This window comes from Rhodococcus sp. P-2 (assembly GCF_016598535.1).
Taxonomy (GTDB): domain Bacteria; phylum Actinomycetota; class Actinomycetes; order Mycobacteriales; family Mycobacteriaceae; genus Rhodococcus_F; species Rhodococcus_F baikonurensis.
Genome location: NZ_CP066779.1, coordinates 4,179,385 through 4,200,682, shown reverse-complemented (window position 1 = coordinate 4,200,682; position 21,298 = coordinate 4,179,385). Strand labels below are relative to the sequence as shown.

At 64.1% G+C, this 21,298-nt stretch carries 18 protein-coding genes and 1 other RNA gene; 6 read left to right on the top strand and 13 right to left on the bottom strand.

The genetic code is table 11. The features are described from left to right. Window positions 1-12: 12 nt before the first annotated feature. From I7X09_RS19865 to I7X09_RS19855, 3 genes are all read right to left on the bottom strand, one after another. On the bottom strand, window positions 13-1,044 hold the full coding sequence (locus tag I7X09_RS19865) for a cupin domain-containing protein (protein ID WP_200313348.1): 1,032 nt from the start codon (window positions 1,042-1,044) through the stop codon (window positions 13-15). Between the two features lie 43 nt (window positions 1,045-1,087). Beyond that, the gene (locus I7X09_RS19860) at window positions 1,088-1,909 is read right to left on the bottom strand and encodes an alpha/beta fold hydrolase (protein WP_095969819.1); all 822 of its coding nucleotides are present in this window, start codon (window positions 1,907-1,909) and stop codon (window positions 1,088-1,090) included. A 188-nt stretch (window positions 1,910-2,097) separates the two neighbouring features. Next, a complete protein-coding gene (locus I7X09_RS19855; protein WP_095969992.1) occupies window positions 2,098-3,225 on the bottom strand; it encodes an NDMA-dependent alcohol dehydrogenase in 1,128 nt (375 codons plus the stop codon). Between the two features lie 166 nt (window positions 3,226-3,391). Here I7X09_RS19855 and I7X09_RS19850 point away from each other — a divergent pair, with 166 nt between their 5' ends. Next, window positions 3,392-4,252, top strand: a complete 861-nt coding sequence (locus tag I7X09_RS19850; RefSeq protein WP_200313347.1) for a spermidine synthase — start codon at window positions 3,392-3,394, stop codon at window positions 4,250-4,252. Window positions 4,253-4,261: 9 nt separating this feature from the next. Here I7X09_RS19850 and I7X09_RS19845 read toward each other — a convergent pair whose 3' ends face one another. The 3 genes from I7X09_RS19845 to I7X09_RS19835 all read right to left on the bottom strand — a co-directional run bounded on the left by I7X09_RS19845 (window position 4,262) and on the right by I7X09_RS19835 (window position 10,292). Then, window positions 4,262-7,276, bottom strand: a complete 3,015-nt coding sequence (locus I7X09_RS19845; protein WP_200313346.1) for a bifunctional [glutamine synthetase] adenylyltransferase/[glutamine synthetase]-adenylyl-L-tyrosine phosphorylase — start codon at window positions 7,274-7,276, stop codon at window positions 4,262-4,264. Then, on the bottom strand, window positions 7,273-8,613 hold the full coding sequence (locus tag I7X09_RS19840) for a glutamine synthetase family protein (RefSeq protein WP_003941637.1): 1,341 nt from the start codon (window positions 8,611-8,613) through the stop codon (window positions 7,273-7,275). Before I7X09_RS19840 ends, I7X09_RS19845 begins: the two co-directional genes overlap by 4 nt. Window positions 8,614-8,720: 107 nt before the next feature. Continuing rightward, complete coding sequence (locus tag I7X09_RS19835) at window positions 8,721-10,292, bottom strand: alpha/beta hydrolase (protein WP_200313345.1); 1,572 nt, start codon at window positions 10,290-10,292, stop codon at window positions 8,721-8,723. A 207-nt stretch (window positions 10,293-10,499) separates the two neighbouring features. Here I7X09_RS19835 and panB point away from each other — a divergent pair, with 207 nt between their 5' ends. From panB to pip, 3 genes are read left to right on the top strand one after another with little or no spacing between them, the layout of a single operon-like run. Then, the gene (panB, locus tag I7X09_RS19830; RefSeq protein ID WP_095969815.1) at window positions 10,500-11,369 is read left to right on the top strand and encodes a 3-methyl-2-oxobutanoate hydroxymethyltransferase; all 870 of its coding nucleotides are present in this window, start codon (window positions 10,500-10,502) and stop codon (window positions 11,367-11,369) included. A 51-nt stretch (window positions 11,370-11,420) separates the two neighbouring features. Continuing rightward, on the top strand, window positions 11,421-11,861 hold the full coding sequence (locus I7X09_RS19825; protein ID WP_172436525.1) for a hypothetical protein: 441 nt from the start codon (window positions 11,421-11,423) through the stop codon (window positions 11,859-11,861). Continuing rightward, window positions 11,861-12,853, top strand: a complete 993-nt coding sequence (gene pip / locus I7X09_RS19820; protein ID WP_075833467.1) for a prolyl aminopeptidase — start codon at window positions 11,861-11,863, stop codon at window positions 12,851-12,853. The genes I7X09_RS19825 and pip overlap by 1 nt, the downstream gene beginning before the upstream one ends. A gap of 4 nt (window positions 12,854-12,857) precedes the next feature. Here pip and I7X09_RS19815 read toward each other — a convergent pair whose 3' ends face one another. The 3 genes from I7X09_RS19815 to rnpB all read right to left on the bottom strand — a co-directional run bounded on the left by I7X09_RS19815 (window position 12,858) and on the right by rnpB (window position 15,266). Further along, window positions 12,858-14,267, bottom strand: a complete 1,410-nt coding sequence (locus I7X09_RS19815) for an RNB domain-containing ribonuclease (RefSeq protein WP_095969812.1) — start codon at window positions 14,265-14,267, stop codon at window positions 12,858-12,860. Between the two features lie 76 nt (window positions 14,268-14,343). After that, a complete protein-coding gene (locus I7X09_RS19810) occupies window positions 14,344-14,529 on the bottom strand; it encodes a hypothetical protein (RefSeq protein ID WP_007735457.1) in 186 nt (61 codons plus the stop codon). Window positions 14,530-14,851: 322 nt separating this feature from the next. Then, window positions 14,852-15,266, bottom strand: an RNA gene (rnpB, locus tag I7X09_RS19805) — RNase P RNA component class A. A gap of 54 nt (window positions 15,267-15,320) precedes the next feature. On the opposite strand from rnpB, the gene I7X09_RS19800 reads away from it, so the two are divergent. Together I7X09_RS19800 and I7X09_RS19795 are read left to right on the top strand one after the other, a co-directional pair. Further along, complete coding sequence (locus I7X09_RS19800) at window positions 15,321-15,848, top strand: DUF1697 domain-containing protein (RefSeq protein WP_200313344.1); 528 nt, start codon at window positions 15,321-15,323, stop codon at window positions 15,846-15,848. 28 nt (window positions 15,849-15,876) lie between these two features. Then, a complete protein-coding gene (locus I7X09_RS19795) occupies window positions 15,877-17,112 on the top strand; it encodes an SLC13 family permease (RefSeq protein ID WP_200313343.1) in 1,236 nt (411 codons plus the stop codon). A gap of 29 nt (window positions 17,113-17,141) precedes the next feature. Here I7X09_RS19795 and I7X09_RS19790 read toward each other — a convergent pair whose 3' ends face one another. The 4 genes from I7X09_RS19790 to cobC all read right to left on the bottom strand — a co-directional run bounded on the left by I7X09_RS19790 (window position 17,142) and on the right by cobC (window position 21,273). Next, entirely contained in the window at window positions 17,142-18,266 is a 1,125-nt protein-coding gene (locus I7X09_RS19790) for a bifunctional RNase H/acid phosphatase (protein ID WP_166810546.1), read from the bottom strand. Further along, the gene (locus I7X09_RS19785) at window positions 18,263-19,000 is read right to left on the bottom strand and encodes a zinc ribbon domain-containing protein (RefSeq protein ID WP_019748955.1); all 738 of its coding nucleotides are present in this window, start codon (window positions 18,998-19,000) and stop codon (window positions 18,263-18,265) included. Before I7X09_RS19785 ends, I7X09_RS19790 begins: the two co-directional genes overlap by 4 nt. 108 nt (window positions 19,001-19,108) lie before the next feature. Beyond that, window positions 19,109-20,215, bottom strand: coding sequence for a Nif3-like dinuclear metal center hexameric protein (locus tag I7X09_RS19780; RefSeq protein ID WP_442800601.1), 1,107 nt, complete (start codon window positions 20,213-20,215; stop codon window positions 19,109-19,111). A 23-nt stretch (window positions 20,216-20,238) separates the two neighbouring features. After that, window positions 20,239-21,273, bottom strand: a complete 1,035-nt coding sequence (gene cobC / locus I7X09_RS19775; RefSeq protein ID WP_200313341.1) for an Rv2231c family pyridoxal phosphate-dependent protein CobC — start codon at window positions 21,271-21,273, stop codon at window positions 20,239-20,241. Window positions 21,274-21,298: the final 25 nt, after the last annotated feature.

Below are 21,298 nucleotides of genomic sequence, written 5' to 3'. Positions count from 1 at the left end.
CGTCCTTGCCGGTCAGCGCTGGCGGTCGATCGGATTGTTCCGCGAGACGATGAGCGGATCGATCGGGGTGAAAGGAAATTCCGGCAGATCGCGTTCCGGAACACCGAACGAGGCCGAGAGAACGCCGCGCGAGAACGCGGAAGCCGTTGCACGGTAGCCTATGTCACCTGGAGTCGGCTGGTCGAAGAAGATGAGGAAGTTGATGTCCTCGTCACCTAGAACCTCGATATGATGGGGATAGGCACGCGGAACGAAATACACCTGACCCGGCTCGAGTAGATAGGTGTCGAGCGACCCGTCCGGATCGAGAACCGTCATCCGCCCGTGACCACGATGCACGTATCCCATTTCAGCAGTGACGGGATGCCAGTGTGGCTCACGCATCCCACTCTCGCGAATAGTCAACGAGTACATCGAAAGATCCTCCAGCGCCGCCCAATACTGCTTGCGAGCCACCTTCGCCTGTCCGTACGGATAAGCGAGAGGGGCGATCTGGCCTTCGAGGTCGAAGAGATGCGCGTTGGGAAAGCCGGCGGTGTCGGGAACGACGGCGGCGCCGTCCCGCCGCACTATCTGGGACGCATCGGCCCTACCGAAGACGTCAAAGGCCGACGCGGCGAGGTCGTAGGTATTGCCGAGCACCGCGTTCGACATTGCGCTTACGCTGCTCTGCAATGAAAAGTGCTGCGGGAGAGAAGTTCGCAAGGCAGCAATGATCTCCGCTTCCCCCTCTCCGACATTCTCGATGTGATAAATCGCGCCGGATTCGACGTGATACATCTGCCCCGTTCGCACCACGAAACTGGCGAACTCGTCGGCATTGCCCAGCAACGAGACGAGCACGGTTCCGCTGGTGACGTAAGCGATCTGGTTCGCGTTGACGTTCCATTGTGGTTCGCGGATCGCGCCGGGGCCGAGAACAATTCGTTTGATCGACAGACCGGACAGGATGGGCAACGAACTCGAGTCGAGCTGCGAGATCGATCCGAGTTCGTTTTCGAAAACGCTGGGACCATCGCGCAACGTGGCAACGTGTGTAGACATGGCTGTGGGTCCTTTCGACTCTGGTCCTTCCGCCTCGCTGACGTCAGTCCTCGATGAACGCGAGAATGTCCTGGTCGAGTGTCTCTTGATATGAGCCGTAGATGCCGTGCGGTGCGCCGGGATACACCTTCAGCGTCCCCTTCTTCACCAACTTGATCGCCTTCTCCGCCGCCGCGCCGATCGGCACGATCTGATCGTCGTCTCCCTGAGCGATGAGGAACGGAACGTCGATGGCTTCGAGATCGGAAGTCTGGTCTGTCTCGGAGAATGCCTTGACGCAGTCGTAGGCCGCGGCGAGGTTGACCAACATCCCCTGCCTCCAGAAGTCGTCCTTCGCGCCTTGCGAGACGTCGGCTCCTTCGCGGTTCGCACCGTAGAAGCTCTCGCTGAGATCCTTGTAGAACTGCGATCGGTCTCGCAGAACTCCCTCACGAATGCCGTCGAACACCTCGATCGGTGTGCCTTCGGGGTTGCCGTCCGACTTGACCATGATCGGCGGAACGGCGCCGGCGGTGATCACCTTGGCCACGCGCCCTTTGCCGTGCTGCGCCGCATAACGGACCACTTCCCCGCCGCCGGTCGAATGGCCCACCAGGATCAGGTCTTTCAGGTCGAGTGTGTCGATCAGCTCAGCCAGGTCCTTGGCGTATGTATCCATGTCGTTGCCGGTGTACGTCTTCGACGAGCGACCGTGTCCTCGACGATCGTGCGCGACAGTCCGGTATCCGGCGTCGGCGAACAGCTTCATCTCGACCTGCCACGCGTCGGAACTCAGCGGCCACCCGTGGCTCAGGACGATCGGCCGGCCGGTGCCGTGCTCGGTGTAGTAGATCTCGGTTCCGTCGGAGGTGGTGATGTAGGGCATGTTCTGCTCTTCTCTGTCGAGTCGTGGAGTGAGGTCCGGACACGGTGACCGGTACCCGCACTCTGCGAGTGCCCACTACGGGGGCAGTCGACTCATCGATCGACAGAAATCTGCGGGGGGGCAGAGGACTGCGGCCCGGCACCACGAAGCGTGGTGCCGGGCCGGACCCTTATGCCAGAGGGAAACGATCAGTAATCGTCCTCCGTGTAGACAATCATGCCGCGCAGGTTCTTTCCCTCGAGCATGTCTGCGTAGCCCTCGTTGATCTCCTCGAGCTTGTAGGTCTTGGTCACCAACTCGTCGAGTTTGAGTGCGCCGCTTCGGTAGTGATCGAGCAACTTGGGAATCTGGGACCGTGGTCCTACTCCGCCGAAGATGGCTCCCTGCAAACGCTTCTGCAGAAGGGTCAGTTCGAAGAGGCTGAGCGTCACCTGCGAATCCGCGTAATGCCCCATTCCGACGACCACAACCTGACCACCCTTACCCGTCGCACTGAGCGCGGGCTGAATGATGTCGCCGTGGATTTCTCCCACGGTGATCACGGTGACGTCGGCCATCTTGCCCCAGGTGATCTCACCGATCACCGGTAACGCTTCCTCGAGTGAGGCAAACGTGTGTGTGGCGCCGAATTCCTTTGCCTTGTCGCGCTTGAATTCGACGGGATCGATCGCGATCACAAAGCGCGCTCCAGCGGACGCCGCGCCCTGCACCGAGTTGATTCCGACGCCGCCGACGCCGACGACCACAACCGTGTCACCGACCTTGGCTCCGCCGATCGCGGTGGCCGATCCCCAACCGGTGGCAACACCGCAGCCGAGCAAGGCCGCCTTGTCGAGCGGGATGTCCTTCTCGATCTTGATCACGGACGCCTCGTTGACGGTCACGTACGGCGAAAAAGTTCCGAGCAGGCACATCTGGATGACCGGTTCGTCGTTGAGCGTTACGCGATAGGTCTTGTCGGAGATCGCCTGCCCGGTCAGCAGGCCGGCTCCCTCGTCGCAGATGTTCTGCAGACCCTTCGCACAGGACGGACAACGTCCGCACGCGGGGATGAAGGCGAGAACCACGTGGTCGCCTTCTTCGACGCTCGTGACTCCCGGGCCGACCTTCGTCACCACTCCGGCACCTTCGTGCCCGCCGAGGGCCGGGAAGAAGGGCAGCGGGCTGGCACCCGTACGCAAATGTTCGTCCGAATGGCACAGTCCCGATGCGGCGAGTCGGACCTGCACCTCACCCGAGACCGGGTCCCCCAGCTCGACCTCTTCGATCTCCCACGCCTGACCTGGCGCCTTGACTACCGCTGCCTTGACCTTCACCTGCACTCCTCGAAAATCTTCGTGATGCACGGACGACGAAAGAACGCGCCGGCATTTGTGTTGCCGATCACACTCCATGTACGAGTGTGCCTGAAGTAGCCCGAGAATACCGCCGGTCCGCGCGCCTTTTTGGTAGCCGCCTCTACCGGAAAGGCACACGGCTAATATGGACACAGTGGCCAAGGGAACTCGCAAGACCAGAACTCGCAGCAGTACTCCCGAGCGAGTCGAGTCCGGCCCGGTCGCCGGCACTTTCCCGATCGATACCGGGACGTGCGAACTCGTCCGCGATCAATACTCCGACGACAGCTGGATCATCCAGATCAACGGAGTGCCCAGTTCCCACGTGAACGTCGCAGATCCGACGGTGCTCGATTTCGAGTACATGCGGTGGATCGCGCATCTGGTCGATTCCGAACGTGACAAGGCCGAGCGCCTTCGGGTTCTGCACCTCGGCGGCGGAGCCTGCTCCATGGCCAGGTACTTCGCCGCCACCTACCCCGACGCGCGTCAGGTGGTTGTCGAAATCGACGGCGCCCTGGCCGAACTCGTGCGCGATTGGTTCGATCTCCCGCGCGCACCACTGCTGCGCATCCGCGTCGGCGAGGCCCGCGCCGTCACCGAAACTCTCACCGAGTCCACCCGGGACATCGTGATCCGAGATGTCTTCGCCGGCAGCACAACTCCGACACCACTGACGACGGCGCAATTCAGCACCCACGTACGGCGCGTACTCGCACCGGGCGGCATCTACATCGTCAACTGCGGCGACACCCCGGATCTACAGGGCGCGCGCAGTGAGGCCGCGACCATCGGCGCCCAATTCGAACACATGGCGATCGTCGCCGATCCCGCAATGCTCAAGGGCCGCCGCTACGGCAACATGATCATCGCCGGCAGCGACGTACCGATCGGCGGGCAACCGTCGCTCGCGCGCGAACTACTCGGCGGCGGAGTGCCCGCCCACGTCTGGCAGGACGCCGAAGTCCGCAAGTTCGCCGCGAACGCGCCGGTTCGACAGGACTGACCGACGGCACTACTCGCCGCCGAACACCCTCTCCACCACAGCCTTTGCCCGTCGTGTGATGCGCAGGTAGTTGTCGAGGAACTCCCCTGCGTCGTCGCCGTATCCGGCGACCTGCGCCACCGCCGCGAGGACACGGCCAGGGCCGGGAAGCTGGTCTGTCGGCTTGCCCCGCACCAGAACGAGGCAGTTGCGTGCCTTCGTCGCGGTGATCCAGGCGTCACGCAGCAGTTCGACGTCGCCTTCGCTGAGCAGTTCCGCGGCCCCGATAGCGTCGAGAGTTTCCAGCGTCGACGTGTTGTGCAACGACTCGATCTTGTCGGCGTGGCGCAGCTGCAGCAGTTGCACAGTCCACTCGATGTCGGCCAGGCCGCCGCGACCCAGTTTGGTGTGCGTGGCCGGATCGGCTCCGCGCGGGAGCCTTTCGGAATCGACGCGCGCCTTGATGCGCCGGATCTCGCGCACCGCCGCGTCACTGACGCCGCCTTCGGGGTAGCGGGTCTTGTCGATCATGTGCAGGAACCGCAGTCCCAGTTCAGGGTCACCGGCAACCGGATGCGCACGTAGGAGCGCTTGGATCTCCCACGCCTGAGCCCACTTCGCGTAGTACGCGTCGTAGGACTCGAGAGTGCGCACCATCGGTCCGTTACGACCTTCCGGGCGCAGTCCGGTGTCGACTTCGAGCGGCGGATCGGTACTCGGAGCACCGAGAAGCTTGCGCACCTTGTCGGCAATGCTGTTGGCCCACTTGACCGCAACGGTCTCGTCGACGCCCTCACGGGGTTCGCACACGAACAGCACGTCAGCATCGGATCCATAGCCGAGTTCGCCGCCGCCGAGTCGACCCATGCCGATGACGGAGAAGCTGGCCGGCGCCTCGGTTCCGAGTTCGGTGACGCTGGCCTTGATCACCGCGGAGAGCGACGCGTTGAGCACCGCGGCCCACACCGAGGACAGCGCCTTGCAGACGGCGGGCACATCGAGCATGCCGAGGATGTCGGCCGAAGCGATGCGTGCAAGTTCGTGTCGCCGCAGCGAGCGGGCCGCGGCCACAGCACGATTGGGATCACTGTGTCGGCCGGAGGCGGTGAGGATTCCGCGAGCGACGTCTTCGGGCTTCGGCTCGACCAGGCGCGGACCACTCGGTGAATCCGCGAACAAACGGATCACGTCGGGTGCCTTGATGAGCAGATCAGGTAGATACGCCGACGAGCCCAGTACGGTCATCAGACGCTCGGCGACTGCAGCCTCGTCGCGGAGCAGGCGCAGGAACCAGGTCTGGTCGACGAGCGCGTCCGAGAGCCTACGGTATGCAAGCAGACCTGCATCGGGATCCGGTGTGTCAGCGAGTGATTCGAGCAGAGTCGGCAGTAGAAGCGCTTGAATCCGACCCTTACGTGAAGCGCCACTCGTCAGTGCTGTCAGATGTCCGAGTGCATGCTCGGGTGCCGTGTAACCCAGAGCTGCCAACTGCCGAACCGCCGCTTCGGGTCCCAGGACCAGTGCTTCCTTGTCCATCCGCGCCACCGATTCGAGAAGCGGGCGGTAGAACAGTTTGGCGTGCAGGCGGCGAATACGATGTGAATTCCGCTTGATCTCGGCGCGCAGGACTCCGAGGGAATCCAGACGCCCGTCGGGCCGCATGTGCGCGGCGCGGGCCAGCCAACGCAGCGCTTCCTCGTCGTCCGGCGGCGGCAGGGTGTGCGTGCGCTTGAGCTTCTGCAACTGCAGACGGTGCTCGAGAAGGCGCAGGAATTCGTACGACGCGGTCAGGTTGGCGGCGTCGTCGCGGCCGACGTATCCACCCGCCGCCAATGCGGTCAGTGCATCGACCGTGCTCTGGACGTGCAACGAACGGTCGGCCCGGCCGTGCACCAATTGCAGGAGCTGGACGGCGAATTCGACGTCGCGCAAACTTCCGCGGCCGAGTTTGAGTTCACGCTCGCGCAGTTCGGGCGGAACCATTTCCTCGACGCGTCGACGCATGGCCTGAACTTCGGGAACGAAGTCCTCGCGCTCGGAGGCGATCCACACCATCGGGCTCATCGCCTCGGAGTACTGGCGACCGAGCTCCATGTCGCCGGTCATCGGACGAGCCTTGAGCAGTGCCTGGAACTCCCAGGTCTTGGCCCAGCGCTTGTAGTACGTGATGTGGGATTCGAGGGAGCGGACCAACTCTCCGCGCTTGCCTTCGGGACGCAGCGCAGCGTCGACCTCGAAGAAAGCGGAAGTACCGATGCGCATCATCTCACCGGCAACGCGGCTGGCCGTCGCATCGGCCGGTTCGGCGACGAACACGACGTCGACGTCGGAGACGTAGTTCAGCTCGCGCGCACCACATTTGCCCATGGCGATCACGGCGAGCCGGATCGGACAGCTGCCCTCGGGGCACACCGTTGCGATAGCCACCGCCAGTGCGGCGGTCAGGGCAGCGTCCGCGAGATCGGAAAGCTGGTGACCCACAGTCTGATACGGCACTACGGGCTCGTTCTCGACGGTCGCTGCAAGATCAGCCGCAGCCAGCAGCATCAACTGGTCCTTGTAGCTCTTACGCAGAGCAACAACAGCTTCCGGTCCGGTCAGGGTGGCGCGGTAGGTCAGCGAGCCTTCGGTAGCGCCCTCGTCGAGGGCGGCGCCCACGGCCTCGAGCAAAGCTGCGGTGGCCTCGTCCTTGGTAGGCAGAGCGGTGCCGTCGAGCAGTTTCCAGCCGATCGGATCCGCGGCCAGATGATCGCCGAAGGCCGAAGACGCACCCACCAGTGCGAACAACCGGCCCCGCAAGCTTTTGTCCTTGCGCAATGCCTGATCGAGCTCGCGCCACCCGTCGTCGAGCCCGTCCTTGATCCGGACAAGGGTGCGCAGAGCGAGGTCGGCATTCGCGGCACGCGAAAGCGACCACAAGAGTTCGATACTCTCGGCGTCGACCCAACCGAGCTGACGCAACTCGTCGGCAGCGGTGGGCTCGACCAGCCCGAGTCGACCCGGTCCTGGGACTGCTGATCTCGCAGCGGGCGGTTTCACCGTCACAGACCGAGGTAGGTCTTGAGCTCGAACGGCGTCACGTGGCTGCGGTATTCCTCCCACTCACGACGCTTGTTGCGCAGGAAGAAATCGAAGACGTGTTCGCCGAGTGCTTCGGCCACCAGCTCCGACTTCTCCATCTCGCGCAGAGCGCTGTCCAAGTTGCTCGGCAGTTCCTTGTAGCCCATGGCGCGACGCTCGGCGGAGGTCAACGACCACACGTCGTCTTCTGCCTCGGGCGGCAAGGTGTAGCCCTTCTCGATGCCTCGAAGACCGGCAGCAAGCAGGACCGCGAAAGTCAGGTACGGGTTGCAGGCCGAGTCTGGGCTTCGGATCTCGACGCGACGTGACGACGCCTTGTTGGGCGTGTACATCGGAACGCGGATGAGAGCCGATCGGTTGGACGGGCCCCACGACGCAGCTGTGGGTGCCTCTCCCCCGTGAACGAGTCGCTTGTACGAGTTGACCCACTGGTTCGTGACCGCACTGATCTCGTTGGCGTGCTCGAGGATGCCGGCGATGAACGCTTTGCCGGTCTCGGAGAGCTGCATCGGATCGTCCGGATTGTGGAAGGCGTTGGTGTCGCCCTCGAACAGGCTCATGTGGGTGTGCATCGCGGAGCCGGCCTGATCACTGAACGGCTTGGGCATGAAGCTCGCCCGGACGCCTTCACCGATCGCGACCTCCTTCACGACGTACCGGAACGTCATGACGTTGTCGGCCATCGAGAGTGCGTCGGCGTAGCGCAGATCGATCTCCTGCTGACCCGGCGCGGCCTCGTGGTGGCTGAACTCGACCGAGATGCCCATCGACTCGAGTGCGTCGATGGCGTGGCGGCGGAAGTTCGGAGCCGAATCGTGCACTGCCTGGTCGAAGTATCCGCCCGAGTCGGCCGGGATCGGAGGAGTGCCGTCGATCGGACCGTTCTCCAGAAGGAAGAACTCGATTTCCGGGTGGACGTAGCAGCTGAAGCCCAAGTCGCTGGCCTTGCTCAACTGGCGACGCAGGACGTGGCGCGGATCGGCCCACGAAGGCGAACCGTCGGGCATCGTGATGTCACAGAACATGCGCGCGGAATGCTGCGCACCGTCCTTGTGGGCCCACGGCAGGATCTGGAATGTCGAGGCGTCGGGCCGAGCGACGGTGTCGGCTTCGGAGACTCGTGAGAATCCCTCGATGGCGGAACCGTCGAATCCGATTCCCTCCTCGAAGGCGCCTTCGAGTTCGGCGGGGGCGATCGCCACCGATTTGAGGTACCCGAGAACGTCGGTGAACCACAAGCGGACAAACCGAATGTCGCGCTCTTCCAGGGTACGAAGCACGAATTCTTTTTGGCGATCCATGCACGCGAGACTAAGCAAGCCACGTTAAATCTGTGTTACATCAGTGGTCCCGGTTAACAGAGTGATTGGTCACCATCGAATAGGCGCAGCGTACGGCGCCGCGCCGACTAACATGTCAGGCCCTCTTCCGGCGCCTTCAAGTACACGAAGTAGTCGACGACGGCATCGTCGACGCAGGAGTTTCCGTCCAGAACGACCGTGTGCTGGGTTCCGTCGAAGGTGATCAGGGCAGCGCCCAACTGCTTCGCGAGATCCACTCCGGCCTGATACGGCGTAGCCGGATCCTGCGTCGTGGAGACGACGACCAGCTGAGGCAGGCCGGCATCCGCGAGGGCCTGGGGGTCGAGCGCGTGGGGGCTGCCGGTTGCCGGAACGGGCCAGAACGCGCACAGGTCGAGCGGCGCTTGACCGGTCCCTCGGCCGTCGTCGAGGAACGGGGCCGCTTCGCGGTACCGGGTATCGGACTCGCCGGCCTCGGCGCGGTCGGTGGTTGCCGGATCGTCCACGCAGCGAATGGCGTTGAACGCGTCGTTGATGTTGGAGTAGCTGCCGTCGTCGTCACGGCCTTCGTACATGTCGGCGAGATTGAGCAGCGAGTCGCCGCGTCCGTCGGCCAGACTCGACAGACCCCCACGCAGCGGCGTCCACAACTGTGGCGAATACAGAGCCTGCTGGACGCCCGTGATCGCGTCGGAATAACTCAGTCCGCGCGGATCGGTGGTCTGTGCCGGCTTCTCGATCAACGGATCGACGAGTGCCTGAAAGCGCGCTTGCGCCTGCGCCGGATCGTCACCGAGCGGGCAGTCCGTTCGCGAGACACAGTCGGCGACAAAGGCGTCGAACGCGCCTTGGAAACCCTGACCTTGCAGGACCACTTCGTCGACCGGATCCTGTTCGGGGTCGAGCGCGCCGTCGAGGACCATCGCTCGGACGTTCTGCGGAAAGGTTTCCGCGTAAGTGGATCCGAGCCGGGTTCCGTACGAGAACCCGAGGTAGTTCATCTTCGGATCGCCGAGAACGCCGCGAATGACGTCCATGTCTCGAACCACCTCGTAGGTACCGACATGCGCGAGGAACTCCGTACCGGTCCGCTCAGCGCACCTGGCGGCGTAGTCCTTGCTGTCCGCCTCGGCGAGGGCGATGCCCTCCGGTGTCATGTCGACGTTGACCTCCGCACGCTCCGCGTCGGTCTCCTCCGGCGTCAAACACCGAACCTGCGGCGTCGACGCGCCGATCCCCCGCGGATCGAAGCCGATCATGTCGAAACGCTCCTGCAGTTCGGTGCCCGAACCCGACGTGGCCATCGACAGCCCGGACCCACCCGGCCCGCCGGGGTTCAGCAACAGCGAGCCGAGGCGGTCACCGGTGGCCTTCGAACGCGAGATCACCACCTTCGCGGTATCGCCGCTCGGATTCGCGTAGTCGACGGGAACGCTCACCTCTGCGCAGTCGACCCCTCGCCCCAGCGGCGCAGTTCCTTCTTCGACGAACTGGTCGCACGAACCCCAGTCGAGCGTCTGCTCGTAGAATTTCTCCAGGCCGGACGGCACCGCGGACGCGGCGGAACCAGCGGGTTCCACCGATTCGGGAGTGCCTTCCGAACTGGTGCAACCGACAACCAACACGAGCACTGCTGCGCTTCCGGCGAGGGCACCGGAGAGGCGAACGAACTTCGACATGCCATCGATGGTGCCAGGAAACCTCGGTAGCCAGCGGTTCGCCTCATCTCGGCACCTACCTGATACGCGCGCGGTGATGTGACCCATTGCACCCCGTCAACTATTCGTGTCGGCGATGTCCGGTGGCAGACTGAACACGTCATCACCCACACCCGGGGACCCGAAGGCGATCAACGCTCAGGGCCTCGAGGCCAGAAAGGGACAACGATGTCCGAAACACCTCTCTACGGTTCTGTACCCACTGCAGCTTCTGTACCCACTGCAGGCTCTACCGATGCGCCGAAGCGTAAGACGCGCATTCACCACCTCGCCGAGATGAAGCAGAACGGCGAACGCTGGTCGATGCTCACCGCTTACGACTACTCCACGGCACGCATCTTCGAAGACGCAGGCATCCCGGTGCTGCTCGTCGGCGACTCGGCCGCCAACGTCGTCTACGGCTACGACACCACCGTGCCGATCACCGTCGACGAACTGCTCCCGCTCGTGCGTGGCGTCGTTCGCGGCGCACCGCACGCGCTCGTCGTCGCCGATCTCCCCTTCGGCACCTACGAGGGTTCCGCCGAGCAGGCCCTGGCGACTGCCACACGGTTCATGAAGGAAGGCCTCGCGCACGCCGTCAAGCTCGAGGGCGGCGAGCGGATGAGCAAGCAGATCGCGGCAATCACCTCGGCCGGCATCCCCGTCATGGCTCACGTCGGATTCACCCCGCAGAGCGTGAACTCGCTCGGCGGTTTCCGCGTCCAGGGTCGCGGCGACGCGGCCGAGCAGCTTGTGGCGGACGCCATTGCAGTCCAGGAAGCCGGGGCGTTCTCCGTCGTCATGGAAATGGTTCCGGCCGAGATCGCGGGCCAGGTCAGCCGCAAACTCACCATCCCCACCGTCGGCATCGGGGCCGGTTCCGAATGCGACGCTCAGGTACTCGTCTGGCAGGATATGGCGGGTTACACGAGCGGTAAGACAGCCAAGTTCGTCAAGCGTTTCGGTAACGTCGGTGACGAACTGCGTTCCGCAGCCGCAGCCTATGCATCAGAAGTTCGCACTGGCGCTTTCCCGGCCGCAGAACACAGTTTCTGATCCGAGACCGGCGAACGCCGCCTGTCTCTCAACCAGCCAGGGGTGCGTTCAATGATCGGTAACCGTCGAAGTTCTACTGCCGCAGCTGTAGTCGGTGCGGCAGCTCTCGTCACGGTGCTGAGCGGATGCGCGGGAGGGTCCACCAACTCTCCCGCGCCCAGCAGCACTACGCCCGCGAGTTCCACCACGACGGCGCCGGCAACAAGCTCCGCGTCCGGTTCGACGTTCACCGACGCTCAGGTCCAGCAGTTGTGCTCGGATATGGAAGGGCAGCTGCAGAACTGGCGGACCGTCACCCCGACGCTCGGCAAGGGTGGACTGAATACGATCGTCATCACGTGGGCGACGCAGAACGGCATCAACCTGCTCGATCTCGCCCAGAACCGCGAAAGCATCGACGCGGCAACCTCGGCCGCGTGCCCCGATGTCCGGAGCGGCGCGATTTCCGCACTCGAGATCCCCGATCTCGCCTCCGGACTGGTGGGCTTCTGATGACCGACACGTCAGCCACTTCAGGGCAGCCGTCGGCTCTTCGGAGTCTGTATCCCCCGATCGAGCCCTTTGTCACCGGCTTCCTCGATGTCGGTGACGGCCAGAGCATGTACTGGGAAGTCAGCGGCAATCCGGACGGCAAGCCAGTGGTGTTCCTGCACGGTGGCCCCGGTGGCGGTGCACAACCGGCGGTGCGCCAGTTCTTCGATCCGGCCGCATACCGGATTGTTCTCCTCGACCAGCGCGGCTGCGGGCGATCCACCCCGCACGTTGCCGACGGCGCCGACCTGTCGGTGAACACGACCGACAAGCTGCTGGCCGACATCGAAGCCCTGCGGGAACATCTGTCGATCGACAAGTGGATGGTCTTCGGCGGGTCCTGGGGTTCCACGCTGTCCATCGCCTACGCCGAAACGTTTCCCACGCGCGTCACGGAACTGGTCCTGCGCGGGATCTTCCTCCTGCGTCGCAGCGAGATCGACTGGTACTACAACGGCGGCGCCGGAAACATCTTTCCGGAGCGCTGGGACAAGTTCCTCGAACCGGTGCCCGAGGCGCAGCGCGGTGAAGACCTCGTCGCGGTCTATCACCAATTGCTCCACTCCGAAGACCCCGACGTCGCAGCCCGGGCAGCGATCGCCTGGTCTGCCTGGGAAGGATCGACGAGTTACCTGTATCCACAGGCGGACAAGATCGAACAGAACTCCGAGACCAGGTTCGCCTTGGCCTTCGCTCGCATCGAGAACCACTACTTCGTCAACGGCGGATTCTTCGACGAGGGTCAGCTCCTACGCAAAAGCTCCGCACTGCACGGCATTCCGGGGACGATCGTCCAGGGCCGCTACGACGTCGTCTGCCCCGCCACCAGTGCCTGGGCACTGCACAAGGCGTGGCCCGAATCCAAGCTCGTGATCGTCGACGACGCCGGACACTCCGCGATGGAGCCCGGCATCGCACATCACTTGGTGGAAGCCACCGATTCGTACCGGTAGCTCCCTACGCCGGGAACGTGAATTCCACCGTCCGTTTGACGGTGTCGACGGCGGTGAGTCGCACCTTTGCGCGCTCACCGTCGTCGGGCGTTCCGACGCATTTCGCAATCACGGCGACCGACGGGACAAACACTTCCGCCGAGCGCTTTCCGTCCTTGGCGCGCATCACCACCGCGTCGAAGACCTCGCCGACCCGGCCGTCGAGCAGCGTGGACTCGGTCAGATCGATGCACGCGCGGTCGACCTTGTTCGCCAGTGAGTCGGACCCACTCATGATGTCGGGCAACTCGGGAAGGGCGGTGCGCACCCATTCCGGTACCGCCGTACCAGCTGTGATCGCCAGACACACCTCGGTGCTGAAACGATCGGACAGGCGGCGTAGCGGAGCCGTGACGTGAGCGTAGGGCGCTCCGATCCCCGCATGCACCGTCAACTCCGGTAATCGGCCGTCGAAGGCCGCGTAGTCTGCGCCGCGCAGCAACGACGGCGCAACCGACATCAGCGCCATCGTCGACGGCTCGCCCGAGTCGAGGCCGGCAAGGATCTGCCCGACGCTTTCCCCCTCCGGCCACGTGATACCCAGCGCCACTGCAGTTCTCCGCAAGGTCCGAACCGCGGACTCCTCGGCGGGCGGCAGCGTGCGAAGCAACCCGATACCTGCGTCGATCATCATGCGGCCGGCACACATCCCGGTCAGTAGCGACACTTCTGCGTTCCAGTCGTCCGCTTCGGTGCGTGGCTCCAACTCGATCCGCCAGCGAACCGAGGACTCGTCCTCCGGCTGCTCCCGAACCACTGACTGCTCGGGCAGTTTCAGCTCGATGGCGCCCCTGGCAACCGCCGAGGCACTGCGCAATCGTCCGAACTCCGGTAGTGCGGCGATCGACGGATGCAAGGTGCCCGCGTCCGCGTCGCGCTGCACGGTCGAATAATCCAGACGCGCCACAGATTTCACCAGAGCTCGCCTCACCTGCCACGACGTGGGCTCGGCTTGGGCATCCAACTCGATACGCCACAGCGCGGCGGGGCGAACCACGTCCGGCAGCAGACTCGCCGATCCCTCCGACAACGCCCGAGGATGCAGCGGAACGGAACCGTCCGGGAGATAGAAGGTTTGGCCACGTTTGCGGGTTTCGATATCGAGCGCACCACCTGGCGACACCACCGCCGCGACGTCGGCGATCGCGTAGTGCACGACGTACCCGGTCGACGTCTTCTCGATGTGTACTGCCTGGTCGAGGTCCATCGATCCGGGAGGGTCGATGGTCACGAAGGCGATACCCGTTTCGTCGACACGCCCGGCACCGAAACGATCCACGGCATTCTCGGCCTCGGCCTGCGCCGCGGCCGAGAATGCTCCTGGCAAATCGAATTCCGCCCGAACCACTCCGAAGTCGATTCCCTGCACCATCATTCGACCTGCGGGCACGCGTCCTCCATGATCGGTTCGGGCCGGTCCAGCAGCTGTACCGGTCCCAGTTGTTCCAGCCTCAGTTGTTCCAGTCTTCGTCTGCCCGATCGGCGGCTTTGTTGCGTTCGGCCGCGATCTTCAATGCATGTTCGGCAGAGTCCCGATCAGGGTACGGCCCCATCCTCGTCAGCGAGGACGCGCCCTTTCCCTGCGTGACGGAACCGTCGGACACGTCGAAGTACCAGAGTCGATCTTCATCAGTCATATCCACAGTGTGACATCAGAGTGAGATAGAAGCTTGTAGATCGCTGTGAGACTGATATTCTTTCTACTTGGCCTGGCAGGTGAGAACCGGACATTCGAACGGTGAGTTCTGCTTGAATGCCCAACACAAGCTACGAACAGAAAATGGAGTGCGCATGTCCGCAATTCTTTACGATTACCTCCTCCCGCTCATGGGCCATGACGCGGCAACGTACTGGGCTACGCTGCTGGTCATCAAGCCTGTCTGACAGCTTTCGACCAAAAAGGAAGACCCCCACCGATCCGGTGGGGGTCTTCCTTTTTACTGTCGTGCAGATCGCGGGCGGACGAGTCGGCGTGTAAGCCGGATCCTGTCCTGCGACACCGAAGTGCCGAGTGGCGACCATCCATCTGGGCACACCGTCGCCGGGTGCCTCGAGCGGTTCACCCGCAGGCTCGGGCGAGCAGCCCTCGAACACCTGCGCAGCCGCACCGCGGGCGATGCGACCTTCAACCTTGCTCCGGGCGGGGTTTACCTAGCCACCCCGGTCACCCGAGGTGCTGGTGCGCTCTTACCGCACCGTTTCACCCTTACCTGCCTCGAAAGGCAGGCGGTCTGTTTTCTGTGGCACTGTCCCGCGAGTTGCCTCGGGTTGCCGTTAACAACCGCCCTGCTCTGTGGAGTCCGGACTTTCCTCGGCCCCAGGCCTGTGCGTGGTACACGCTGGTTCCAGAAGCCGCGGCCGCCCGGCCAACTCGTCCGCCCCCGTATGCTACCGGGCGCCTGTCGGTGGTCGGCACTATGGTCACCTTATGACTCGGTACGTGGCCCTGCTACGCGGTATCAACGTGGGCGGCATCAACATCAAGATGGCGGACCTGGCGAGAGTCTTCGGTGACCTCGGATTCGAAGGCGTGAAAACCGTCCTGGCCTCCGGCAACGTTCTGTTCGACAGTCCGAGCACCGACATCCCGTCGTTGAAGAAACAGATCGAATCCGCCCTTGCCCGCGAGTTCGGCTACGAGGCTTGGGTATTCGTCCTCGACATTCCGACACTGCGAGCGATCGTGGACAACTACCCGTTCGAGCGCGAACGCGAGGGTTGGCATGCTTACGCGATGGTTGCCTCCGAGCCTGAAATCCTCGAGGAATTGAGCGCTGCGGCAGCGCAACTCGATGCCTCGGTCGAACGCGTGGCGGCCGGCGACGGAGTCCTGTACTGGGAGGTCGAGAAGGGGCAGACCGTCAAGAGCGCGTTCGGCAGGAACACCGGAAAACCGAAGTTCAAGGCCTTCACCACAACCCGAAATCTGAACACGCTCTACAAACTGCTCAAATGACGCTCGCCCCGACACGGAGCACCAACGCGTGACTCTTCTACCGATCCTGCTCGTCGCCCTCGTCCTCGTCTTTGCGATACTGCGTCCACGCGGGCTCCCCGAGATCGTCATCGCCGGGCCGGCAGCCGTCGTCGTTCTCCTGACCGGCATCGTCACTCTCGACGAAGCCCGCGAAGAACTGACGAGCATGGCACCCACCGTCGTCTTCCTGGTTGCCGTGCTGGTTCTCGCTCATGCCGCGGACGCACTCGGCGTCTTTCGCTGGGTCAGCCAGATCCTGCAGCAAAAATCCCTTGCCGATCCGCAGCGGTTGCTGATGTACGTATTCGGCGCCGCTGCCCTGACCACGGCGGTCCTGAGCCTCGACGCCACCGTCGTGCTGCTGACGCCCGCAGTGATCGCGGCCGCACGATCCATCGGAGCAAGTCCGCGGCCCCATTCCTATGCCAGTGCGCACCTGTCGAACTCGGCGTCGACGCTCCTGCCGGTGTCGAACCTGACCAACCTCATCGCTTTTGCTGCAACAGGTTTGACGTTCTTGCACTTCACCGCATTGATGGCGTTGCCGTGGGTCGTGACGATCGCTGTCGAATATCTGATCTTTCGACTGTTCTTTCGTTCGGAACTCGTGCGGGACCACAGTGCAGATCCGCCTGCGGCAGCCAGATCTGCGCCTGCGCCGATTCTGCCGCTGACGCTGATCGGACTGACGCTGCTCGGTTTCGCGGTTTCGGGTTTCTTCGGGATCGAACCCGCCTGGATCGCCGTGGTGGGTGCGAGTGTCCTGGGAGCGATCGCTCTGGCTCGGCACCGTACGACCGCCGCCAAGATGATCTACGCTGCCGACCTCTGGTTCTGCGCGTTCGTCCTGGTTCTCGGGATCATCGTCGCCGGCGTCGCGAACGGGCCGGTGGGCGAATGGATTGCGCAGATCCTGCCAGGCGACACCAGCTACGGCTCACTGCTCTTTGTCGCCGCGGTAGCGGCGGTTGCGTCCAATCTCGTCAACAACCTGCCGGCAACCTTGCTGATGATCGCGGCGCTCGGAACGGCGGCACCTCCAGCTCTGGTGCTCGCGATGTTGATCGGCGTCAACCTCGGCCCCAACCTCACCTACGTGGGCTCTCTCGCCACTATGCTCTGGCGACGAGTTGCCACCAGCGCGGGCGCACCGCCCACGCTGGCGACATTCACTCTGCTCGGGATCATCACGACGCCACTGACGCTGCTCGCCGCCGTGAGTGCCCTGTGGCTGGTGATCTGATCAGAGGCTGATCAGCCGTCAGGGTTCTTTCAGCGAAGGTGTGACGTGTCGTTGACCAACCGGACCGAGGCTCCCCCGTCGGGGTAGAACTCGGTGATGCTCAGCGACGCCAGGTCCAGATGCAAGCGGTACAGCAACGACGGCCCGGCATCGAGCGCCAACTGCACCAAAGTCTTGATCGGGGTGACGTGAGAGACGACCAACAGCGTCGCGCCGCCGTAGGTCGAGATCAGGTCGTCGCGCGCGGCGACGACTCGTTCTCGCACCTCGTCGAAACTCTCGCCGCCGGGTGGACGCACCGAAGTGTCCGAGAGCCATTCGCGATGCAGGTCCGGGTCGCGCTCGGCTGCCTCGCGGAACGTGAGTCCGTCCCAGTCGCCGAAATCGGTTTCGATCAAACCCTTGTGCTCGACGACGGGAAGACCGAGCACGCGCGCCGATGCCTCTGCCGTCTCACGGGTTCTGCCGAGGGGTGAGCAGACGATGGCGTCGATACCGCCGCGGTTCCCGAAGCGTCCGGCCGCGCCGGCAGCCTGCGCGCGGCCCAGTTCCGTGAGCTCCGGATTGCCGCGCCCGGAGTAGCGGCGATCGACCGACATCGCTGTCTGTCCGTGACGTAGCAACAACATTCGTGTCGGCTTGCCGGTGGTGGCGATCCATCCGGGAGAGCCGGCGATCTGAGGCTCCGATGTCTCTTCGGACGGCGCGGCGGGTGCAACAGGTGCGGGGGCCGCGCTCTCGATGCCGGCAGCCGCGTCCATCGCCTCGTTGGCAAGACGATCGGCATGAGAATTCTCGCCGCGCGGAATCCACGTGTAGGTAACGCGCGAGAACTGCGTCGCCAACTCGGCAGCGCGTCGCTGCAGCGGAATCATGTCCGGGTGCTTGACCTTCCATCGCCCGGACATCTGCTCGACGACCAGCTTGGAGTCCATGCGGACGTCGACCGTCGACGCTCCGAGTTCACCGGCGGCAGTCAACCCTGCGATCAGTCCGCGGTACTCGGCGACGTTGTTGGTCGCGATTCCGATGCTTTCCTTGCGTTCGGCCAACACCGAGCGGTTGGAGTCGAAGACCACGGCACCGTAGCCGGCCGGGCCGGGGTTGCCGCGCGATCCACCGTCGGCCTCGACGATGACCTGCGTGGGACTCACAGACCGGACTCCTTGGTACGCACCATGATTGCATTGCACTCTGGGCAACGAACGACGACGTCGGCGGGCGTCGCGGCGATTCGGGAGATCTCGCCGCGGTCGATCTCGATCCGGCAAGCGCCACATCGGCGTGCCTGCAGAAGCGCCGCGCCCGGTCCGCCCAGGGTGCGCTGCTTCTCGTAGACAGCAAGGAAATCGGCGGGGAATTCACCGACGAGTCGTTCGCGATCGGCGGCGCAACGCTCTTGCGCCTTGTCCAGATCGGCGACGGCGTCGTCACGGCGACGCTTGGCGTCGATCAGCTCTTCTTCGGCCTGGGACAGCTGGGCACCGGCGTGATCGTGATCGGCCTGCAATGCCTCACGCTGCTCCATCACTTCGAGCAACTCGTCCTCGAGGAGCCCCTGCCGCCTGACCAGGCTGCCGAGTTCGTGTTCGAGTTCGGTGAGCTGCTTCGCCCCGACCGACCCACTCTGCAACAGCGTGCGGTCACGATCCTCACGCTGACGAACAGCGTCGACCTCGCCTTCGAGCTTGCGGATGTCGCGATCGATGTCGTCGATCTGGATTTCGACGGCTACGGACGCGTCTTTACGGCTGATTCGCTCGGCCTCGAGACGTTCGACTTCCTGCTGCTCGGGAAGCGCTCCGCGTCGGTGGGTGATCCGAGTGAGCTCAGCATCCACCCCGGCGAGGTCGAGAAGCTTGGATTGCACCTGTGGTTCGACGTTCACGCTGTATAACTCCTGCTGTAAGTCCGATGTCGGCAGTGCTCGCGAAGGACGGCTCTCGAAGAACTGCTCTTGAATTGTTCGTGCAACCGTACCTTGCAGAGCGCTGCACTAATGCGCACTCAAACACCACGGATCGGTGCGAATTGTCGAAACCCGGCTTTCCCACCCCGGATTGTCGGCAAACGCGGCGTCGAGCACCGATTTCGCCTGCGCACACCACGGGTATTCACTAGCCCAATGGGCGACGTCGACCAGTGCCGGGCCACCGGCACGAAGATGCTCGTCCGCGGGATGATGCCGCAGGTCCGCAGTGACGTAGACGTCGGCGCCCAGCGCCGCCACCACGTCCAGATACGAGTCGCCGGAACCGCCGCACACCGCCACGGTACGAACGGTTGCGTCTGGATCTCCGGCCGCGCGAACACCCCACTCGGTCGAGGGCAGTGAGCGCGCTACTCTCGCCGTGAACTCTCGCAACGTTTCGGGGTGCTCGAGCTCACCCACCCGCCCCAGACCGAGCGAACTGGGGAACGCTGCGAGTTCGAAGACATCGAAGGCTGGTTCCTCGTACGGGTGGGCGGCACGCAATGCGCCCAGCACCGCACTTCGCTTTCCGCGTGGGGCAATCACTTCCACACGATCCTCGCGAACCTGCTCCACAGCGCCCACAGTCCCGATCGTCGGATTCGCACCGTCGGCTGGCAAGAACTGACCCGTACCGGTGACCGTCCAACTGCACTGGCTGTAGTCACCGATCCGCCCAGCCCCGGCCTCGAAAAGTGCATCCTGCACGGCCGATGCATTCTCCACCGGAACCACGACGACCCACTTGTCGAGCGGCTGCGTCGGCTTGGGTTCGATCGGGCGCAGCACGGTCAGGCCCAGAGCCTGCGCCAACGCGTCGGACACTCCAGGGTCGGCGGAGTCCGCATTGGTGTGCGCCGAGAACAGCGCACACCCGGCTTTGATGAGTTTGTGGACCAGCGCACCCTTGGGCGTGTGAGCGCCGACGGTGTCCACCCCACGCAGCAGAAGTGGATGGTGAACGACCAGAAGGTCGGCACCGGAGGCGATGGCGTCGTCGACCACTGCCTCGGTCGGATCCACCGCGAAAACCACTCGCGTCACCGCGTCGGCCGGATCGCCGCAGACCAGACCGACCGAATCCCACGATTCCGCCAGGGCCGGCGGATAAGCGGATTCCAGCACGGCCATGACGTCCGCAAGAGTTGCGCCGCTCACAAGATCTCCTTCATCGCTTCGATCAGTACCGAAACCTGCTCGGCTGGACGGACGGCCACACGCAACTGATCCGGGCCGAGTCCGGGAAAGGTGTCGCACCGGCGGACGGCGATACCGCGGGCACGCAGGTGCTCCCGCATCGTGGCGCCGTCACGGACGTCGATGAGCACGAACGGCCCCGCAGCGGGTTCGTGCACGGCAATCCCGATCTCGGTCAGCCGCCGGGACATGTCTCGGCGGTCCACGGCAATCGCTTCGGCTTTGACCCTCGACTGCTCGACCGCGAACGGTTCGCAGCATGCCGTGATGGCCTCGATCTGCAGACTGCCCAATGGCCAGTGGGCTCGGCCGTGAGTGAGTCGAGCGAGAAGATCCGGAGAGCCGATCGCGTACCCACACCGCAATCCGGCGAGCGCCCACGTCTTGGTCAGGCTCCGAAGCACCAGTACATCCGCCGACTCGACACCGGCGACGCTCTCCGTTTCGCCGGGCACCGCATCGCCGAAGGCCTCGTCCACCACCAGGATCCGGCCCGGCCGACGCAATGCCAACACATCGGCTTTGGGGTGAAGCACGGACGTCGGGTTGGTCGGATTGCCGAGAACGACAAGGTCCGCGGATTCGGGTATCTGTGCGGTCCGAAGCTCGAAAGGCGGCTCCAGAATCACCTGCGTCACCGGCACACCGGCCTCTCGCAGCGCCAGTTCCGGCTCGGTGAACGACGGATGGATCAGCGCTGCCGAACGAGAGCCCAGGCGCGGCAGCATCGCGAATCCCTCGGCACCGCCCGAGAGCAACAGCACCTCTTCGGGCCGGCGCCCGTGCCGCTGCGCGACCGTTTCGCGGGCTTTCAGTTCCGCTGCGGCCGACGGGTACGAACCGAGCGTCGACAGCCCTGCGGCCAGTCGATCCCGCAACCACTTCGGTGGGCCGGAGCCTTGGACGTTGACGGCAAAATCGAGCAACCCGGGCTCCGCTTCGACATCGCCGTGATGTCTCAAGCTCTCCAGGTCAACCGTTCCGGTACTCACCCGGTCAGCCTACGGTCGAGCACCG

What these genes read in the sequence shown, in the direction of transcription:
- I7X09_RS19840 (WP_003941637.1), bottom strand. Translation starts at nt 8,613, where the DNA reads ATGGATCGCCAAAAAGAATTCGTGCTTCGTACCCTGGAAGAGCGCGAC.
- I7X09_RS19815 (WP_095969812.1), bottom strand. Translation starts at nt 14,267, where the DNA reads ATGATGGTGCAGGGAATCGACTTCGGAGTGGTTCGGGCGGAATTCGAT.
- pip (WP_075833467.1), top strand. Translation starts at nt 11,861, where the DNA reads ATGACCGACACGTCAGCCACTTCAGGGCAGCCGTCGGCTCTTCGGAGT.
- I7X09_RS19825 (WP_172436525.1), top strand. Translation starts at nt 11,421, where the DNA reads ATGATCGGTAACCGTCGAAGTTCTACTGCCGCAGCTGTAGTCGGTGCG.
- I7X09_RS19860 (WP_095969819.1), bottom strand. Translation starts at nt 1,909, where the DNA reads ATGCCCTACATCACCACCTCCGACGGAACCGAGATCTACTACACCGAG.
- I7X09_RS19780 (WP_442800601.1), bottom strand. Translation starts at nt 20,215, where the DNA reads ATGGCCGTGCTGGAATCCGCTTATCCGCCGGCCCTGGCGGAATCGTGG.
- I7X09_RS19850 (WP_200313347.1), top strand. Translation starts at nt 3,392, where the DNA reads ATGGACACAGTGGCCAAGGGAACTCGCAAGACCAGAACTCGCAGCAGT.
- I7X09_RS19800 (WP_200313344.1), top strand. Translation starts at nt 15,321, where the DNA reads ATGACTCGGTACGTGGCCCTGCTACGCGGTATCAACGTGGGCGGCATC.
- panB (WP_095969815.1), top strand. Translation starts at nt 10,500, where the DNA reads ATGTCCGAAACACCTCTCTACGGTTCTGTACCCACTGCAGCTTCTGTA.
- I7X09_RS19810 (WP_007735457.1), bottom strand. Translation starts at nt 14,529, where the DNA reads ATGACTGATGAAGATCGACTCTGGTACTTCGACGTGTCCGACGGTTCC.
- I7X09_RS19865 (WP_200313348.1), bottom strand. Translation starts at nt 1,044, where the DNA reads ATGTCTACACACGTTGCCACGTTGCGCGATGGTCCCAGCGTTTTCGAA.
- I7X09_RS19835 (WP_200313345.1), bottom strand. Translation starts at nt 10,292, where the DNA reads ATGTCGAAGTTCGTTCGCCTCTCCGGTGCCCTCGCCGGAAGCGCAGCA.